Source organism: Stenotrophomonas sp. 21LCFQ19 (genome assembly GCF_056861425.1).
In genome coordinates this window covers 91,435-106,383 of the sequence record NZ_JBSPUF010000001.1, presented here as the reverse complement: position 1 = coordinate 106,383, position 14,949 = coordinate 91,435, and the positions used below count along the sequence as shown (strand labels likewise).

Annotated in this window: 15 protein-coding genes; 8 read left to right on the top strand and 7 right to left on the bottom strand. The window is 64.1% G+C overall.

The window, feature by feature from the left end:
- Position 1: 1 nt before the first annotated feature.
- The 8 genes from AC13FW_RS00530 to AC13FW_RS00495 all read left to right on the top strand — a co-directional run bounded on the left by AC13FW_RS00530 (position 2) and on the right by AC13FW_RS00495 (position 7,655).
- A complete protein-coding gene (locus AC13FW_RS00530) occupies positions 2 to 1,279 on the top strand; it encodes an NAD(P)/FAD-dependent oxidoreductase (protein WP_482987822.1) in 1,278 nt (425 codons plus the stop codon).
- A complete protein-coding gene (locus tag AC13FW_RS00525) occupies positions 1,276 to 2,043 on the top strand; it encodes a DUF1365 domain-containing protein (RefSeq protein ID WP_482987821.1) in 768 nt (255 codons plus the stop codon). Before AC13FW_RS00530 ends, AC13FW_RS00525 begins: the two co-directional genes overlap by 4 nt.
- Positions 2,040 to 3,299: a class I SAM-dependent methyltransferase gene (locus AC13FW_RS00520; RefSeq protein WP_482987820.1), complete on the top strand. Its 1,260-nt coding sequence runs from the start codon at positions 2,040 to 2,042 to the stop codon at positions 3,297 to 3,299. The genes AC13FW_RS00525 and AC13FW_RS00520 overlap by 4 nt, the downstream gene beginning before the upstream one ends.
- 1 nt (position 3,300) lies before the next feature.
- Positions 3,301 to 3,849 (top strand): DUF2878 domain-containing protein, encoded by a 549-nt coding sequence (locus AC13FW_RS00515; protein ID WP_482987819.1) that lies wholly within the window; start codon positions 3,301 to 3,303, stop codon positions 3,847 to 3,849.
- Positions 3,846 to 4,631 carry a DUF1295 domain-containing protein gene (locus AC13FW_RS00510; RefSeq protein ID WP_482987818.1) on the top strand — a complete coding sequence of 262 codons (786 nt, stop codon included), beginning with the start codon at positions 3,846 to 3,848 and terminating at the stop codon, positions 4,629 to 4,631. Before AC13FW_RS00515 ends, AC13FW_RS00510 begins: the two co-directional genes overlap by 4 nt.
- Positions 4,628 to 5,704 carry an SAM-dependent methyltransferase gene (locus tag AC13FW_RS00505; RefSeq protein WP_482987817.1) on the top strand — a complete coding sequence of 359 codons (1,077 nt, stop codon included), beginning with the start codon at positions 4,628 to 4,630 and terminating at the stop codon, positions 5,702 to 5,704. The genes AC13FW_RS00510 and AC13FW_RS00505 overlap by 4 nt, the downstream gene beginning before the upstream one ends.
- A 37-nt stretch (positions 5,705 to 5,741) precedes the next feature.
- Positions 5,742 to 6,251 carry a lipocalin family protein gene (locus AC13FW_RS00500; RefSeq protein WP_482988039.1) on the top strand — a complete coding sequence of 170 codons (510 nt, stop codon included), beginning with the start codon at positions 5,742 to 5,744 and terminating at the stop codon, positions 6,249 to 6,251.
- A gap of 408 nt (positions 6,252 to 6,659) precedes the next feature.
- Complete coding sequence (locus tag AC13FW_RS00495) at positions 6,660 to 7,655, top strand: DUF4434 domain-containing protein (RefSeq protein WP_296251251.1); 996 nt, start codon at positions 6,660 to 6,662, stop codon at positions 7,653 to 7,655.
- A gap of 3 nt (positions 7,656 to 7,658) precedes the next feature.
- On the opposite strand, the gene AC13FW_RS00490 is transcribed toward AC13FW_RS00495, so the two are convergent.
- From AC13FW_RS00490 to AC13FW_RS00460, 7 genes are read right to left on the bottom strand one after another with little or no spacing between them, the layout of a single operon-like run.
- A complete protein-coding gene (locus AC13FW_RS00490) occupies positions 7,659 to 8,792 on the bottom strand; it encodes an acyl-CoA dehydrogenase family protein (protein ID WP_482987816.1) in 1,134 nt (377 codons plus the stop codon).
- A gap of 3 nt (positions 8,793 to 8,795) precedes the next feature.
- A complete protein-coding gene (locus AC13FW_RS00485) occupies positions 8,796 to 9,482 on the bottom strand; it encodes an alginate O-acetyltransferase AlgF (RefSeq protein ID WP_482987815.1) in 687 nt (228 codons plus the stop codon).
- Positions 9,479 to 10,951, bottom strand: a complete 1,473-nt coding sequence (locus tag AC13FW_RS00480) for an AMP-binding protein (RefSeq protein ID WP_482987814.1) — start codon at positions 10,949 to 10,951, stop codon at positions 9,479 to 9,481. Before AC13FW_RS00480 ends, AC13FW_RS00485 begins: the two co-directional genes overlap by 4 nt.
- Positions 10,952 to 10,974: 23 nt before the next feature.
- Positions 10,975 to 11,208, bottom strand: a complete 234-nt coding sequence (locus tag AC13FW_RS00475) for an acyl carrier protein (protein ID WP_282266432.1) — start codon at positions 11,206 to 11,208, stop codon at positions 10,975 to 10,977.
- Between the two features lie 15 nt (positions 11,209 to 11,223).
- Positions 11,224 to 12,804, bottom strand: a complete 1,581-nt coding sequence (locus AC13FW_RS00470; RefSeq protein WP_482987813.1) for an MBOAT family O-acyltransferase — start codon at positions 12,802 to 12,804, stop codon at positions 11,224 to 11,226.
- 13 nt (positions 12,805 to 12,817) lie between these two features.
- Positions 12,818 to 13,942: an alginate O-acetyltransferase AlgX-related protein gene (locus AC13FW_RS00465; protein WP_482987812.1), complete on the bottom strand. Its 1,125-nt coding sequence runs from the start codon at positions 13,940 to 13,942 to the stop codon at positions 12,818 to 12,820.
- Positions 13,943 to 13,946: 4 nt separating this feature from the next.
- Positions 13,947 to 14,927 carry an alginate O-acetyltransferase AlgX-related protein gene (locus AC13FW_RS00460; protein ID WP_482987811.1) on the bottom strand — a complete coding sequence of 327 codons (981 nt, stop codon included), beginning with the start codon at positions 14,925 to 14,927 and terminating at the stop codon, positions 13,947 to 13,949.
- Positions 14,928 to 14,949 lie beyond the last annotated feature (22 nt).

Genomic DNA, 14,949 nt, shown 5'->3' with positions numbered 1-14,949 from the left:
CATGCGTATCGCCGTCATTGGTTCGGGAATTGCCGGGCTGGCCAGCGCCTGGTGGCTGGATGGCGCCCATGAAGTCACCTTGTTCGAGGCCAATGACTACCTCGGCGGCCACACCCATACCCATGCGCTGCAGGTGGACGGGATACCGATGGCCGTGGATACCGGCTTCATCGTCTTCAACCCGCAGCACTACCCGCTGCTGAGCGCGCTGTTCGATGAGCTTGGGGTGGAATCGCAGCCGACCACGATGAGCTTCTCCATGCACAGCGAGCGCAGCGGCGTGGAGTACAACGCGACCTCGCTCGATGGCCTGTTCTGCCAGCGTCGCAACCTGCTGTCGCCACGCTTCTGGGGCATGTTGCGTGACCTGCGCCGCTTCTACCGTGATGCACCGGCGCTGCTGGATGGCGGTGCCGGCCCCACGCTGGGCGAATACCTGCGCAGCCAGCGCTACGGCGAAGCCTTCGTCGAGGAACACCTGCTGCCGATGGCATCGGCGCTGTGGTCTTCGCCGACCGCCACCGTGCGCGATTTCCCGGCGCGCTACCTGGTCCAGTTCATGGCCAACCACCAGATGCTGCAGATCAGCGGGCGTCCACAATGGCGCGTGGTGAAAGGCGGCTCTGCGCGCTATATCGACGCCCTGCGGGCACGCTGGCAGGTGCGCGAACGGCTTGAATGCGCGGTCTGGAAGGTTGAGCGCGAAGCGGACGGGGCGTGGGTCCACAGCTCCGCAGGCGTTGAAGGCTTCGATGAAGTGATCATGGCCTGCCACAGCGACCAGGCCTTGCGCCTGCTCGATGACGCGGACCCGCTTGAGCAGCAGATACTGGGCGCCATCAACTACCAGCACAACGAAGTGGTGTTGCATACCGATGCCTCCCTGCTGCCACGCAGGCGCAAGGCGTGGGCGGCCTGGAACGCGCACGTGCCGAAAGCAATCGAGGCACCATGCACGGTCAGCTACTGCATGAACCTGCTGCAGGGACTTCCAGGCGATACGCCGCTGGTGGTGACGCTCAACGACAGCGCTCGGATCGATCCGGCCAAGGTGCTGCGCCGCATGCGCTACGCGCACCCGGTGCACGACCACGCCGCCGTGGCGGCACAACAGCGCTGGGCCGATATCCAGGGCCAGCGCCACACCTGGTTCGCCGGCGCGTACTGGGGCTGGGGCTTCCACGAAGACGGCATACGCAGTGCCCGCCGCGTGGTGGATGCGTTGACTGCGCGCAGGCCAAGCACCTTCTGGCTGCCGCAGCAGGAGGCGACCGCATGACCGGAAGTGCGATCTACCTCGGCCATGTGGTGCATCGCCGCCATCTGCCGCATCCACATGCGTTCCGCTATCCGATCGCCCAGCTGCTGCTGGACCTGGACGAACTGGAGCAGGTATTTGCCGGGCGCTGGTTGTGGTCGGTGAACCGTCGCAACCTGGCCGAATTCCGCCGCAGCGACTATTTCGGCGATCCGGCGCGGCCGCTGGCCGATGCGGTGAAAGACCACGCTGCAACCGTGCTTGGCCATCGGCCGGCCGGACCGGTGCGCCTGCTTACCCATCTGCGCGTTGCCGGCCACGTGTTCAATCCGGTCAGCTTCTACTACTGCTACCGGGCCGATGGCGTCAGCCTGGACTGCATCGTGGCGGACATCACCAACACGCCATGGAAAGAACGCCACGCCTATGTACTGCCCGCGGCAACCGCGCTCAGCAACAGCCGGGCGCTGCGCTGGCAGTTCGACAAGTGCTTCCATGTTTCGCCGTTCATGGCGATGGATTGCCGCTACGACTGGCGCCTCACCGCACCCGAGGACGAGCTGCAGGTGCATATGCAGGTATGGCGCGAAGGCCTGCGCCAGTTCGATGCAACCCAGTCCATGCAGCGCCACCCGCTCAACGGCGCCGGCTTGGCGCGGGTGCTGGCCTGCTACCCGCTGATGACGCTGCAGGTGGTCGCCGCCATCCACTGGCAGGCACTGCGGCTGTGGCTCAAGCGCAACCCGGTCCATGACCATCCTTCCCTCGCCGAGAAAACGCGATGAACCAGATGACTTCCTCGGTGGCCCTGCCACAGCCCGGTGCGCTGGATGCACTGCTGCGGCGCCGGCTGCTGGCCGAACTCGCAACGTTGCGTGAGGGCTGTCTGCGTGTGCACGACGTGCTCGGCGAGGTGGTGCTCGGCGATGCTTCAGCGCAGCTGCAGGCCACGGTGACCATTGATGATCCCGCGTTCTATCGCAAGGTTGCCGCACAAGGCAGCGTCGGTGCTGGCGAGAGCTATATCAACGGCGACTGGCGTTGCGATGACCTGGTCACGCTGGTGCGCATCCTGGTGCGCAACCGCGACCTGCTCGATGGCATGGAACGCGGCCCCGCGCGTATTGGTGGCTGGCTGCTGCGTGGCTGGAACCGGCTGCGGCGCAACAGCCGCGAAGGCAGCCGCCGCAACATCGCCGCGCACTATGACCTCGGCAACGATTTCTTCGCGCTGTTCCTGTCGCCGGACCTGATGTATTCCTCCGCACTGTTTGCCGACGAAAACACATCGCTTGAGCAGGCCTCACAGCGCAAGCTGGACCGCATCTGCCAGCAGCTGCAGTTGCAGGCCGGCGACCGCGTGATCGAGATCGGCACCGGCTGGGGTGGTTTCGCCGTTCACGCGGCGCGGCACTACGGCTGCCATGTCACCACCACCACGATCTCGGCCGAACAGCACGCACTGGCCGCGCAACGCGTGCGCGAGGCCGGGCTGCAGGACCGGATCACCCTGCTGATGCAGGACTACCGTGATCTTGAAGGCCAGTTCGACAAGCTGGTCTCGATCGAGATGATCGAGGCCATTGGCGCCGAATACCTGGACACCTACATGGCCACCCTGCAGCGCCTGCTCAAGCCCGATGGGGTTGCGTTGCTGCAGGCGATCACCATCGAAGACCATCGCTACGAGCAGGCCCGGCGCAGCGTGGACTACATCAAGCGCTTCGTATTCCCCGGCAGCTTCATCCCCTCGATTGCAGCGATCCTGGCGGCGAAGACGCGAGCCAGCGACCTGCAGCTGGTGGCCCAGCACGACTTCGGCTACTCCTATGCCTTGACCCTGCGCGCCTGGCGCCAACGCTTCATGGCACAGCTGCCGGCAGTGCACGCACAAGGCTTCGACGCGCGTTTCTGCCGGCTCTGGGAGTTCTACCTTGCGTACTGCGAGGGCGGCTTCCTTGAACGTTCGATCGGCGTCTCACACCTGTTGCTGGCCCGGCCCGGTCATCAACCCGCCGCCAACGCCGGGCTGATCGGCTGACATGCGCCGGACCCTGCTCAACCTGCTGGGCAACCAACTGGTCTGGCTGTGCGCCGTGGCCGGTGCCGGACGGGGTTTGCAATGGCCGGCGCTGCTGGCCTCCGCCCTCTACATCGCCAGCCAGCTTTACAGCGCCGCGCAGCCGCGGACCGAGCTGCGTCTGCTGCTGCTCGCACTCGCGTGCGCCTGGCTGGTCGATGGGATTGCGGCAGGAAGCGGTCGTGTCGCCTACGCCGCAGCGCCGTTCGGCTGGGCACCGCCGCCCTGGATCTTGGCGCTGTGGGCCGCGTTCGCGATGACACTGACCTCGTCGTTGGCCTTCCTGCAGCGGAACAGCTTGCTGCCGGCAACCTTCGGCCTGCTGTTGGCACCGCTGGCCTATCTATCCGCTGCACGCGGCTTTGATGCCGTGCATTTTGCCGGGCCCGCCTGGCATGGATTGCTGTTGCTTGGCATCGGCTGGAGCGTGGCACTGACGCTGCTGGTCACGAACGCGCGCAGCTGGAGCCGCAGTTCAACACAAGGGCAACCAACAGGTGCTCGCACATGAACAATCTGGGCTGGGTACTGCTGTACGCCGTGGCGATCATGCTCTGTGGCTGGGCCTGGCAGCGCCGCCATCGCAACATCGGCATCGTCGATGTGCTCTGGGCCAAGGGCCTGGCTGCCGCCGCGCTGATGCTCGCGTGGCTGGGCGACGGCGCAGCGTTGCCGCGCATCAGCTTGGCCGTGCTCGGCGGATTGTGGGGAAGCCGGCTTGCCCTGCATCTATGGCAGCGCGTGCGACATGAGTCCGAAGATGGTCGCTACACGTATCTGTGCGAACATTGGCACAGCCATCAGGGCAAGATCTTCGGCTTCTTCATTGCGCAGGCGTTGCTGATAGTTCTGTTCGCGCTGCCGTTCCTCGCGGTGGCCAGCAATCCGCGCACCGATGGCTACATCTGGGTGATGGCAGCAGGTTTGGTCTGGCTGCTGAGCGTGCTCGGCGAGTCCATCGCCGATCGTCAGCTTGCGCGCTTCCGTGCAGCGCCAACCAACAAAGGCCGCACCTGTCGGCAGGGGCTGTGGCGCTACTCGCGGCATCCGAACTATTTCTTCGAATGGCTGCACTGGTTCACCTACGTGCTGCTGGCCATTGGCTCGCCACTATGGTGGCTGGCATGGACCGGCCCGGTGCTGATGTACCTGTTCCTGCGCTACCTGAGCGGCGTGCCGTTCACCGAGAAGCAGGCGTTACGCAGCCGCGGTGAGGATTACCGCGCTTACCAGCGCAGCACCCCGATGTTCTTCCCCTGGTTTCCTCGCACTGCCAAGGAGCAATCACCATGAACGCAGCCACGCAACTGGATTCCGCCATCCATGCCGAGCCCGGTTTGACCGGCTGGGCCGAGCGCGGTTGGCTGCCGGATTCCGCACTGCGCTGGGGTATCCGCCGCCTGTGCGCACAGCGACTGGAGGAGGAATCGGAGGAAGGCCTGCAAGCGCAATCGGAGCGGTTCAGCCGGCGCATCGCCGAGCTGTCCAGCAGTCCACTCGCCCTGCATGTGGATGCTGCCAACCGCCAGCACTACGAAGTGCCTGCTGCGTTCTTCCAGGCCTGCCTTGGCCACCGCTTGAAGTACAGCAGCTGCTATTACCATACCGGCACCGAGACCCTGGATCAGGCCGAGGACGCCATGCTGGAGCTGTACGGGCAACGCGCCGGGCTCGCCAATGGCCAGCACATCCTTGAACTGGGCTGCGGCTGGGGCTCGCTGACCCTGTGGATGGCCGAACGCTATGCCGGCGCGCGCATCACCGCAGTCTCCAACTCACACAGCCAGCGCAAGCACATCCTCGCCCAGTGCAAGGCACGCGGCCTGGACAACGTCGAAGTGCTGACCATCGATGTCAACCAGCTGCAGCTGCCTGCCGCCACGTTCGACCGCTGTGTATCGGTGGAGATGTTCGAGCACATCCGCAACTACGAACGCCTGCTTGGCCGCATCTCGCGCTGGCTGAAGCCGGACGGCGCCTTGTTCGTGCATATCTTTGCCCATCGCACGCATATGTATCCGTTCGACACGATGGGCGAGGACAACTGGATGGGGCGTCATTTCTTCACCGGCGGGCTGATGCCGGCTGCCGATACCCTGCTGCATTTCCAGCGTGACATGCGGCTGCAGCAGCGCTGGCTGCTGGATGGCCGCCACTACCAACGCACCGCCAACCATTGGCTGCAGCGCCAGGATGCCGCCCGCGAGCAGCTCATGCCGCTGCTGGCGCAGACCTACGGCAGTGATGCCGCGGCACGTATCTGGTGGCAGCGCTGGCGCATGTTCTGGATGGCCTGCGCGGAGCTGTTCGGTTACGACGACGGCCAGCAATGGCTGGTGGCGCACTACCTGTTCCGTCCCCGCTGAAAAGGACACGCGCATGCGAACCTTGCCGCTGCTGTCGATGCTGTCCATCGCCTTGTTCGGCGCTGGCTGCAGCAACCTGGACACGCGTCCGATCCCGCGCCCAGCATCGGTGGATGTTCCGCGCTTCATGGGCGACTGGTATGTGATCGCGCATATTCCGTCGCGACCGGAACGAGAAGCCTTCGATGCGGTTGAAAGCTATGCACCGCGGCCCGACGGACGTATCCAGACCACCTTCACCTACCGCAAGGGCAGTTTCCAGGCGCCACTGAAAACCATGCACCCCATCGGCAAGGTCGAGGCCGAAGGCAATGGCGCAGTCTGGGGCATGCAGTTCATCTGGCCGATCCAGGCCGAATACATCATCGCCTGGGTGGACGAGGGCTACAGCCAGGCCATCGTCGCCCGCAGCAAGCGCGATTACGTCTGGTACATGGCGCGCACCCCGCAGGTTTCGGACGCGGACTATCAGGGCGCGGTGGAGCGCATCAAGGCGATGGGGTATGACGTCAGCAGGCTGCGACGGGTGCCGCAATCGGCGCGGTAATGCATCGACACGGGAACCTCATCATGACCGGCCCATGCCAGGGAAGGGTTTGGGAACTTCCACCAGAGGCAATTCCGTTCGGTATCGATCCGGCCGATGGCGGCAATCAGCCCGGGCGCCATCGGCTTTGAGTGACTTCCTGCCTGCACGTCGCCGCTTCTCTTGGAACTCGCGCCACCGCAGATCCCCGATAGTGTCTGGACCACGTTCACGCGGAGGTGACATGTGCGATCAACATCGATGACGCACCGCCGCGCAAACACACGTTTTCGGCGCCTGTGTTTCATCTGCCACAGTTGTTGATCAGTCATATCAAACCACCCATGACGCTCCAATCCGGCTTGACGTTCAGGAAGAAACACTGAACTGTGTAGTCATGGTCCCCGCCAGCCTGCGATCATACACACGATGATAGAAACTCCTTTGTCCAAGCCGACCTCCCCTGGACGTCGCCGCTTGCTGCAGGCAGCGTTGTTGGCGCCAACGCTGGCGGCCCTGGCCGGCCTGCCGGGGTGCTCGCTTCCGGAACAGGTAGACGGCACATTCCTGCAGCCTTGGCTGGACCACACAAACTGGACAGCCGCGGACTGGCAACGGTCGTTGAACCTGGCCCGGCGCGTGGGCTGTCGGCAGCTGGTCGTGCAATGGAGCGGCATCCTCGGCGGCACCGAAGGTGATTGGCAATTGTCCGATTCCAGTTTCCGCATGCTGTTCAACGCAGCCGACCAGGCAGGCATCAACATTCGTGTCGGCTTGCCATTCGAGCAACGTTGGTGGCAGGCAATCAGCGCCGATGAAACAGCGCTTCGCGCCTTCTTTGAAGAAAGCCTGCAACGCGCACATGAGTGGTTGCAGCAATCCACCCTGCCGCGCCAACGACGCTTCGCCGGCTGGTACGTGCCATATGAGCTGGAGCAATACCATTGGGCCGACGCGCAACGCCGTCAATGGCTGGCGGAGTGGTTGCAGGCTTTGCAGCGGGCGGCAGTGGCACGCGGCGGCGACTGCGCCATATCCACCTACTACAGCAGGCTGGCCACCGATGGCAGCCTGGTCAGCCTGTGGGAAAGCGTGCTGGCCACGACCACCTTGCGGCCGATGATCCAGGATGGCGTCGGCGTGGCCGGTGAAGACGACCACCTGGCATTGGCGCCCTTGCTGGCTTTTTTCAAAGAGCGCGGCGTCGCGTTCGATGCCATCGTCGAGCTGTTCCACGAACTGCCAACGGCGGGGGGCGACGGCACCCAGTTTCGTGGCGAGAGTGCCGATTTCGCACGCGTACAACAGCAGCTGCAGTGGGCACGCAACAGCGGTGCCGGCAATGTGCTGGTCTACGCACTGGAGCCCTGGCTTACCCAGGACACGCCGCAAGCAGAAGCGCTGCGGCGTGCCTGGCGGCTGTAGCAGCTACAGCGCACGACCGATGATTTCGCGCAGGATCTCGCTGCTGCCGCCGAAAATGCGCAGCGCACGCGCATCTGCCCAGGCCCGGCCGATGCCGTACTCGCTGCTGTAACCGTAGCCTCCGTGCAACTGCAGCAATGCATCCAGCACACGGCCCTGTATTTCGGTTGCGTTGAGCTTGGCCATGGCCGCCGTGTTGGCATCCAGCACGCCTTGCATCTGCAGGCCAAGGCAGTGATCCAGGAAGCTGCGCAGCATGGCCAGTTGTGACGCCGCATCAGCCAGGACGAAGCGGGTGTTCTGGTGATCAACAAGCAGGCGACCAAACACCTTGCGTTGACGCGCGTATGCCAGCGTTTCATCGAGCATGCCTTCGGCCGAGGCCGCCGCGCGCAGGGCAATGGCCAGGCGTTCGCCGGCCAGTTGCTCGCCCATGTACTCAAAGCCGCGTTGCTCCTCGCCGAGCAGGCAGTCCAGCGGCACCTGCACATCCTGGAAAAACAGCTCGGCGGTGTCCTGCGCGTGCTGCCCGATCTTGGCCATCGACGGACCTTTGCTGACACCAGGCAGACGCATGTCCACGCAGAACAATGTCAGTCCACGCGCCCCCAGCTCCGGCGCAACCGTGGCAGCCACCACCACCACATCGGCATTGACGCCATTGGTGATGAAGGTCTTTTGCCCATTGAGCAGGTAGTGGTCACCGCGCAACTCAGCACGGCTGCGGATCGCCTTGAGATCACTGCCGGCGCCCGGCTCGGTCATTGCGATGGCGCCGATGGCGGTGCCGCGGCTCATGGCCGGCAACCAGATGTCACGCAGCTGTTGGCTGCCGTACTGCAGCAGATACGGCGCCACCATGTCCGAATGGATGGAGAAACCGATCCCCAGGCAATTGGCACGTGCCAGTTCCTCGATCACGCAGGCGGCGTGGCCAACGTCACCGCCCATGCCATAGGGTTCAGGCAACTGGCAGTTGAGCAGGCCCGCGTCGCCGGCCGCGCGCCACAACGCACGCGGGGTGATGCCGTCCTGTTCCCAACGCGCGTAGTTCGGCAGGATCTGTTCGGCGATGAAGCGCCTGACCTGCTCGCGAAACAACGCGTGGTCTTCACCAAAGATGCTGCGCGCGGGCATGGTTCAGCGCCCTGCTGCATCGGTACTGCCGGGTTGCCCCTGCAATACCGGCGCGCCGGCGTTGCCGGTCAGGAAAAGGCTGTAGCGATCCCCCGGCTGCAGAGCCGGCAACTCAAACGCCGCGCTGTCCTTTGCGCCGCAACCAGCGACCAAGCGTGCTTTGACTGGATTGATGGCGCGGGCAACGCCGTTGCCTGCCGGCACTGCATTGAACACCACCGGGCCGTTGTCGACCATTGCCAGCTTGGCCCGCGGGCAGCTACCGGCAAGGTTGTAGAAACGGATCTCCGCTTTCAGTGCATCGGTACTGCCACCGCCATCGGCGATCACCTGGAGCGGCCGGGTTGCTCCGGCGGGATCCAGCACCAGCGTGGTGAAGCTCCCGGCCGCCACCGCAGGCTGCGTGCGCGCCTGGCCCGCTACGCGCACGGTGAACGGCTTGCCACCTTCAACAATGGCATAGCGCGTGGCACGTCTGGCCGGACCCACCTGCTGTGCGGCGCCGCTGCCCGTTGCCACCGTCAGCGTGGCAGTGCCGGGATTTACCACACGCACGAAGGCCGACCCGGCCGGCGGCCGCGCGGCGTACAACTGCGCCAAGCGGCCTTCTCCGGTTGCATGTTGTGCACTGGCAAACATCGGCGACAACGACAACGCTGCGGCAAGCATCCATTTGATGGACGTGATCATTTTGGCTCCTGCGTGCGCAGCGTACGCGCCAATGCGTAGCGCTGCTCCAATTGTTTGCGGTCAACCTTGTTGCTGACCGTCGATGGAAAGCTGTCCACCGCCAGTAGTTCGGACGGAATCATGTAGGGCGGCACCCGCTCGGCGAGCTGCGCCTTCCAATCCTGCAACGCCGGTGGCAACGCCTGCAGCGCTCCCTCCCCCGGCGTTGCCAGTTCGACGAACCCCACCATCCGCACCAGCGTACCGTCGGGACGGCGCATCGCCACGGTGGCGCCAGCAATGACGCCCGGCAAGGTGGACAGCACCGCATCCACTTCGGCAAGTTCAATGCGATAACCATTGAGCTTGATCTGGTCATCCTTGCGACCGCGGAAATACACCCGGCCCTGTGCGTCCACGTCGCCGAGGTCACCGCTGCGGTAGGCGCGCTTGCCGTGATGCTCGAACAGCACCTCTGCATCCAGGTCCGGGCGCTCCAGGTAACCCCGCATCACATGGTCCCCGGCCATGCAGATTTCACCATCGTCGATGAACACTTCCGCGTATGGCTTGGCCACGCCGATCGGAAATGGATTGGGCGCAGCTGCGCGCAATGCCGCGTCGATCTCCACCCAGGTGGTGGAACAGGTCGCCTCGGTCGGCCCGTAGGAATTGATGATCCGCACCTGGGGGAACCGAGCCCACAGCTCTTCGGCAACGCGAGGCGTGAGCGATTCCGCACCGAACACGAACATGCTCAGCGCCGGCAGGTGCTCGGCATTGAACTGTGGGTTGAGCATCTGCTGGCGTACGAACGACGGCGTGGACGCCCACACCGCCACCTGTGCATTCCGCAGGTGATCGATGAACTGGTTGCTGTCGGCAATGACTTCACGCGGACACAATACGCAGCTACCACCCAGGCCGAGCGCGCCACACAGGTCGAACAGCGAGAAATCAAAGCTGAAAAGCATCTGGTTCATGAAAGCCGGAGCTGGCCCCAACCCGAGGCAATCACGTATCCAACCGGTGAACAGCGCCACGCTGTCGCGCCCGATCTGCACACCCTTGGGGTCGCCGGTGCTGCCGGAGGTGAACATGATGTAAGCCAGATCGCGCTCGGCCAGCGGCTTTGGCTGCGCCGCGCCGGGCAGAAATACATCGGCACCAGCGTCATACACCGCCTGCGCATGTACCAGCAGGGTGATCTTGTGCAGGCGCGCCTCCGGGTTGATGGTATCCACCGGCACGTAGGTCACGCCCAGGCGCAGGCAACCCAACATGGCCACCACAAAGGCCGCCTGCTTGTGCCCGCTGATCACCAGCGCATGTCCCGCGCTGACACCGGCGGCCTGCGCACGCGTCATCCAGGCATCGGTAGCAGCTTGCAGGCTGCCCCAATCCATCACCCCGTCACTGCTGTACAGCGCCGGCGCGGCAGCGGCCACGTCACATTCAGCGAACCTGCAATGCTCGAAATCAAAACGCATGGCTGCCGCTCCCGGTCCAGTGATCAGGCGTTGCGGCGCGAGGCCACGTAGTCAGCCAGTACCTGCACCGATTCGACCAGCGTATCGATCTCATCGACCGGTAATGTCACGCCGAGGCGGTCCTTAACTTCCACCATCAACTGCACCTTGGACATCGAGTCGAACAGCGACTCCATGTACTCGTCAGGCTGCACGCGTACGCCGATGACGGCCTCCACGGTGTCGATCAATTGGGCCTGCAGTGCTTGCATGTCCATCGTTTTTCTCCTTGCCTAGAACTGGAAATAAAGGAAACGGCTTTCTTTGTGCAGGTTGAGCAGGCACAGCGCGAGCAGGCACAACATCACCAGCAACCATTGGAAATTGGGTTGCCAACGCATCCACGTGCGCGGCGCCGGATCAGGCTTGGCCAACGCTGGCGAGTACACGCCCATGATCTGGTGCGCGTTGGGTGCCAGCCACACGATAGCCAACAACACCGCAACGTACAGCAACTGCACATGGTGGCCCGCCAGCAGGCGCCATCCATCGGCCACGCCCATGCCGGCGAGGTAGCCCAGGCTCTCCATGCTCTCCCAGCCACGTACGCCGGCCATGCCCTGCACCAGCTGCCACGCCTGTGCCACGCCATCGGCACGGAAGAACGCCTGCGCCACCAGCACTGCAGCGAAGGTCAACATCAAGTAACCCACGTGCTGCAACCAATTGCTTTTGCGCTGCGCCGCGGCCATGGGTCCGCCACGGAAGATGCGCCAGGCGTGATTGATGGCCAGATAGCCTGCATGCAGCAAGCCGAAGATCAGGAACTGCAGGCCAGCGCCATGCCAGATACCCGCCAGTCCCATCGCAAACACGGTGGGCAATACGATCAACGAGGCAAAGCCTCCGGCGGTTGCCACGGCAGCAGGGCCACCGGGAAGGCCATGGCGACTGCGCCAACGCGTCACCGCCATCGCCACCGGATAGTACAGATAGGCGGTGATGTAACGGGTCAGGGTGATATGCCAGCGCGCCCAGAAATCAATGATGCTGGTGGCCTTGTACGGCGAGTTGAAATTCAGCGGGAAGCGGATTCCGAACATCCGCGCCAGGCCCAGTGCCATGTCCGAGTAGCCTGAAAAATCGAAGTACAGCTGCAAGGCGTAGCTGATTGCCGTGGCCCAGGCACCCCAGAACTGCAGCTCACCGGTACCCGCGAACCCGGCGTCGGCATACGGTGCGATGCTGTCGGCCAAAAGAACTTTCTTGGCCAGACCGATCACGAACAGCATGCCGCCCACCGACAGGTTGTCGGCGTTGAAACGGTAGTTCTCCGGCTTGCTGAACTGCGGCATCATCTCCTTGTGGTGAAGGATCGGGCCGGCAATCAGATGCGGGAAGAACGTCACGAACAGCACGTAGCTCAGTGGGCTACGGTCGTTGACCACACCACTGCGGCAATCAAGCAGGTAACCGATCTGGGTGAAGGTGAAGAAGGAAATGCCCAGCGGCAGGATCAGCGCATCCATTGGCCCGACCGCAAAACCCAGGTCATGGACGAAGGTCACCATTGCTGCAGCGTACTTGTAGTGCACCAGCAGCAACAGGTCCGCCGCGATGCCCAGGCCAGTCACCAGCGTCTGCATGCGCGGACGCTTGGCCAGACCCAGGATAGCCAGGCTGACCAGGTAGTTGAACAGGATCGAGGCCGACAGCAGTACCACGAACTGGGGGTTCCACCAGCCATAGAACAACAGCGAGGCCACGCACAGCCACAGCGCCGCCAACCGAGGCCGCAACGCGCCCAGCAGGTAGTGCACGCCGAGCGCGATGGGCAGGAAAATCAGCAGGAACAGGAAAGAGTTGAACAGCATCGTCGTCAGGCGCTCAGTCGATATCGGCCAATGCCGCCTGCTCGCCGTCGGTCAACGGCAAAGACAGCGCCATCTCGGAAAATTCCCAGATCACCAGCTTCAGGCTCGGCGGCCATTGTGCTCGCTGCGGCCATGCGGCCAGCAGCGCCCCGGAAAACTGGCCGCCATCCAGGCTCTGGTTCCATACTTCGCGACCCAAGGCCTTGCCGAGACGCTCGGCGAACAGGCTGCGGCGGCCATTGGAACTGCCCAGCAGCAGCACCTCCACCGGCGGAGTGTCGTCCAGCAGTCCACCACCACGCAGCGGCGCAATCACCTGTTCCGGCTCCATATCCAGCGCCGGTCGCCATGCCGGCGGTGCGTGCTCCAGGCCAGCCAGCACGATCAGGTCGCCCATGCGCGGCTGCGGCGCACCCAGCGGTCCCGCCTCGAACGCCTGCGTGCCCTGCCCACCAAGCAGCGGCAGGGCCTGCGCGGCGACCGCATCGGCAGCACGTTGTGCACCCGTGCGATTCATGTGCACGTCGGTTGCAAAAAACACCGGCGCATCGCCGGTCTGCAACGCCGGCAGCAGATCCACGCCGCCAGTTCCAGCGGCCTGCAGCGCCTGCTGCCAGCGGCCATAACGCTCGCGCATCGGTGCCCAGTGGCGCAGGCCACAGCCATGCGCCTGCTCGACCCGCGATTTATCCGGCACCACCACCACCAGCAGCTGCACGCCTTGCGCCTGCAATTGCTGCGACCAGTGCCGCATCAACCTGATCCGCTGCTCGAACACCTCGTTGCCCACACCCGGCTGCGGACGCAAGCCGTCGCGATAGAACAACCAGCCTGGGCAGCCCATTGCTACCTGCGCCCCGGTGTCGCCCAGCAGGCGATAGCGCAAGGCTGCATTCCAGGTATCGGCGCTGCCTTGCATCGGCAGTTTCAGCGCGTCGTTGATGACCTTGCCCGCCGCGCCATCCGTCCACTGCGACGGTGCAAGTTTGTCCGCCGGCAACTGCGCCTTGGCCAACATCCAGGCGCCGGCACAGAAACCACCAAGCAGCAGCACGAACACCACCCAGGACGTGGCACGGTGCGCACGCGGCGGGGCTGCGGCCGGCAATGGCGCCGGCGCGCCAGGACGAGTACTCATCGAATCAACGCCCCAGCGCCTTGTGCAGTCGTGCCTGCCACTGCGCGGCAGTCATGATCGAGGCGTTGTCCCATTGCCCCTGCGCAGCCGGGCCAAATCCGTATACCGGCTCGAACATCTGCCACACCAATACCTGCGGCGGATTGTCTCGGAACTCGGCCGATTCCAGATATTCCAGCAACACCACCCACGGCCCGACATTGCCGGATTTCCAGTTCACCGTTACCGGACGGTCGATGTCGTTGGACAGCTTCTGCGGAAAACCAAAGTACGCCTGCACCATGCTATGACCGGTGACATGCACCGGTGCCTTGTCGTCGTCCAGCAACGACTGGCCCTCGGCTGCACGTCGTACCACGAAGGTGTCGCGGCCAATTGCCGCGCGTTGCGCGGGGTCCAGGAACAGTTCGGCCAGGTCGCCATAGCGGCGCTCACGGGTTTCACTGCCCAACGGCATGCCGGTGCCTGGCGTACCGGCCAGGTTCGGCACTTTCTGCTTGATGCGCGCGGCGATGGCGTCGGCGATGGCGTCGGCCGCCGGCTGGGTCCAGTGCTGATCGCTGCGGTAGAACACATCCTTGCCGCTGGCGCGGGTATCGGCCAAAACCTTGCGGGCATCCAGCGTATCCACGCCGGCCGCCTGCAATGCGTTGCGGATGGTGTCGTAGCGCCTGGTCACCGAATCACTGATCACCCTGCCCTCGGGCAGCCGATCTTCATAGAACGTGACCTTGTCAGGGAGTACGAGCACTTCCAGCTGCACGCCACCTGCCGCCAACGCCTGCTTGGCTTCGGCAATGAGCGCGGTCGAGGACTGCACTGCAGCCTCATCCACCTCACTCAAGCTGCCCCATGCCGGGAACAGCCAACCTTCCTTGCCGACGATAACCACGTCCGATTGCTGCGCCTGCAGCGGTGCAGCCAGCGTCGCTGCAACCAGCGCCATCGCAGCGGCGGTACGCCTCATCCATCCTGCTTTCTTCATGCCCATGTTTCCCAATCCAATC

Bases quoted from the DNA above. Each gene is read 5' to 3' on its own strand.
- AC13FW_RS00480 (WP_482987814.1), bottom strand. From the start codon at position 10,951: ATGCGTTTTGATTTCGAGCATTGCAGGTTCGCTGAATGTGACGTGGCC.
- AC13FW_RS00525 (WP_482987821.1), top strand. From the start codon at position 1,276: ATGACCGGAAGTGCGATCTACCTCGGCCATGTGGTGCATCGCCGCCAT.
- AC13FW_RS00510 (WP_482987818.1), top strand. From the start codon at position 3,846: ATGAACAATCTGGGCTGGGTACTGCTGTACGCCGTGGCGATCATGCTC.
- AC13FW_RS00505 (WP_482987817.1), top strand. From the start codon at position 4,628: ATGAACGCAGCCACGCAACTGGATTCCGCCATCCATGCCGAGCCCGGT.
- AC13FW_RS00515 (WP_482987819.1), top strand. From the start codon at position 3,301: ATGCGCCGGACCCTGCTCAACCTGCTGGGCAACCAACTGGTCTGGCTG.
- AC13FW_RS00495 (WP_296251251.1), top strand. From the start codon at position 6,660: ATGATAGAAACTCCTTTGTCCAAGCCGACCTCCCCTGGACGTCGCCGC.
- AC13FW_RS00520 (WP_482987820.1), top strand. From the start codon at position 2,040: ATGAACCAGATGACTTCCTCGGTGGCCCTGCCACAGCCCGGTGCGCTG.
- AC13FW_RS00465 (WP_482987812.1), bottom strand. From the start codon at position 13,942: ATGAGTACTCGTCCTGGCGCGCCGGCGCCATTGCCGGCCGCAGCCCCG.
- AC13FW_RS00530 (WP_482987822.1), top strand. From the start codon at position 2: ATGCGTATCGCCGTCATTGGTTCGGGAATTGCCGGGCTGGCCAGCGCC.
- AC13FW_RS00460 (WP_482987811.1), bottom strand. From the start codon at position 14,927: ATGAAGAAAGCAGGATGGATGAGGCGTACCGCCGCTGCGATGGCGCTG.
- AC13FW_RS00485 (WP_482987815.1), bottom strand. From the start codon at position 9,482: ATGATCACGTCCATCAAATGGATGCTTGCCGCAGCGTTGTCGTTGTCG.
- AC13FW_RS00500 (WP_482988039.1), top strand. From the start codon at position 5,742: ATGCTGTCCATCGCCTTGTTCGGCGCTGGCTGCAGCAACCTGGACACG.
- AC13FW_RS00475 (WP_282266432.1), bottom strand. From the start codon at position 11,208: ATGGACATGCAAGCACTGCAGGCCCAATTGATCGACACCGTGGAGGCC.
- AC13FW_RS00470 (WP_482987813.1), bottom strand. From the start codon at position 12,804: ATGCTGTTCAACTCTTTCCTGTTCCTGCTGATTTTCCTGCCCATCGCG.
- AC13FW_RS00490 (WP_482987816.1), bottom strand. From the start codon at position 8,792: ATGCCCGCGCGCAGCATCTTTGGTGAAGACCACGCGTTGTTTCGCGAG.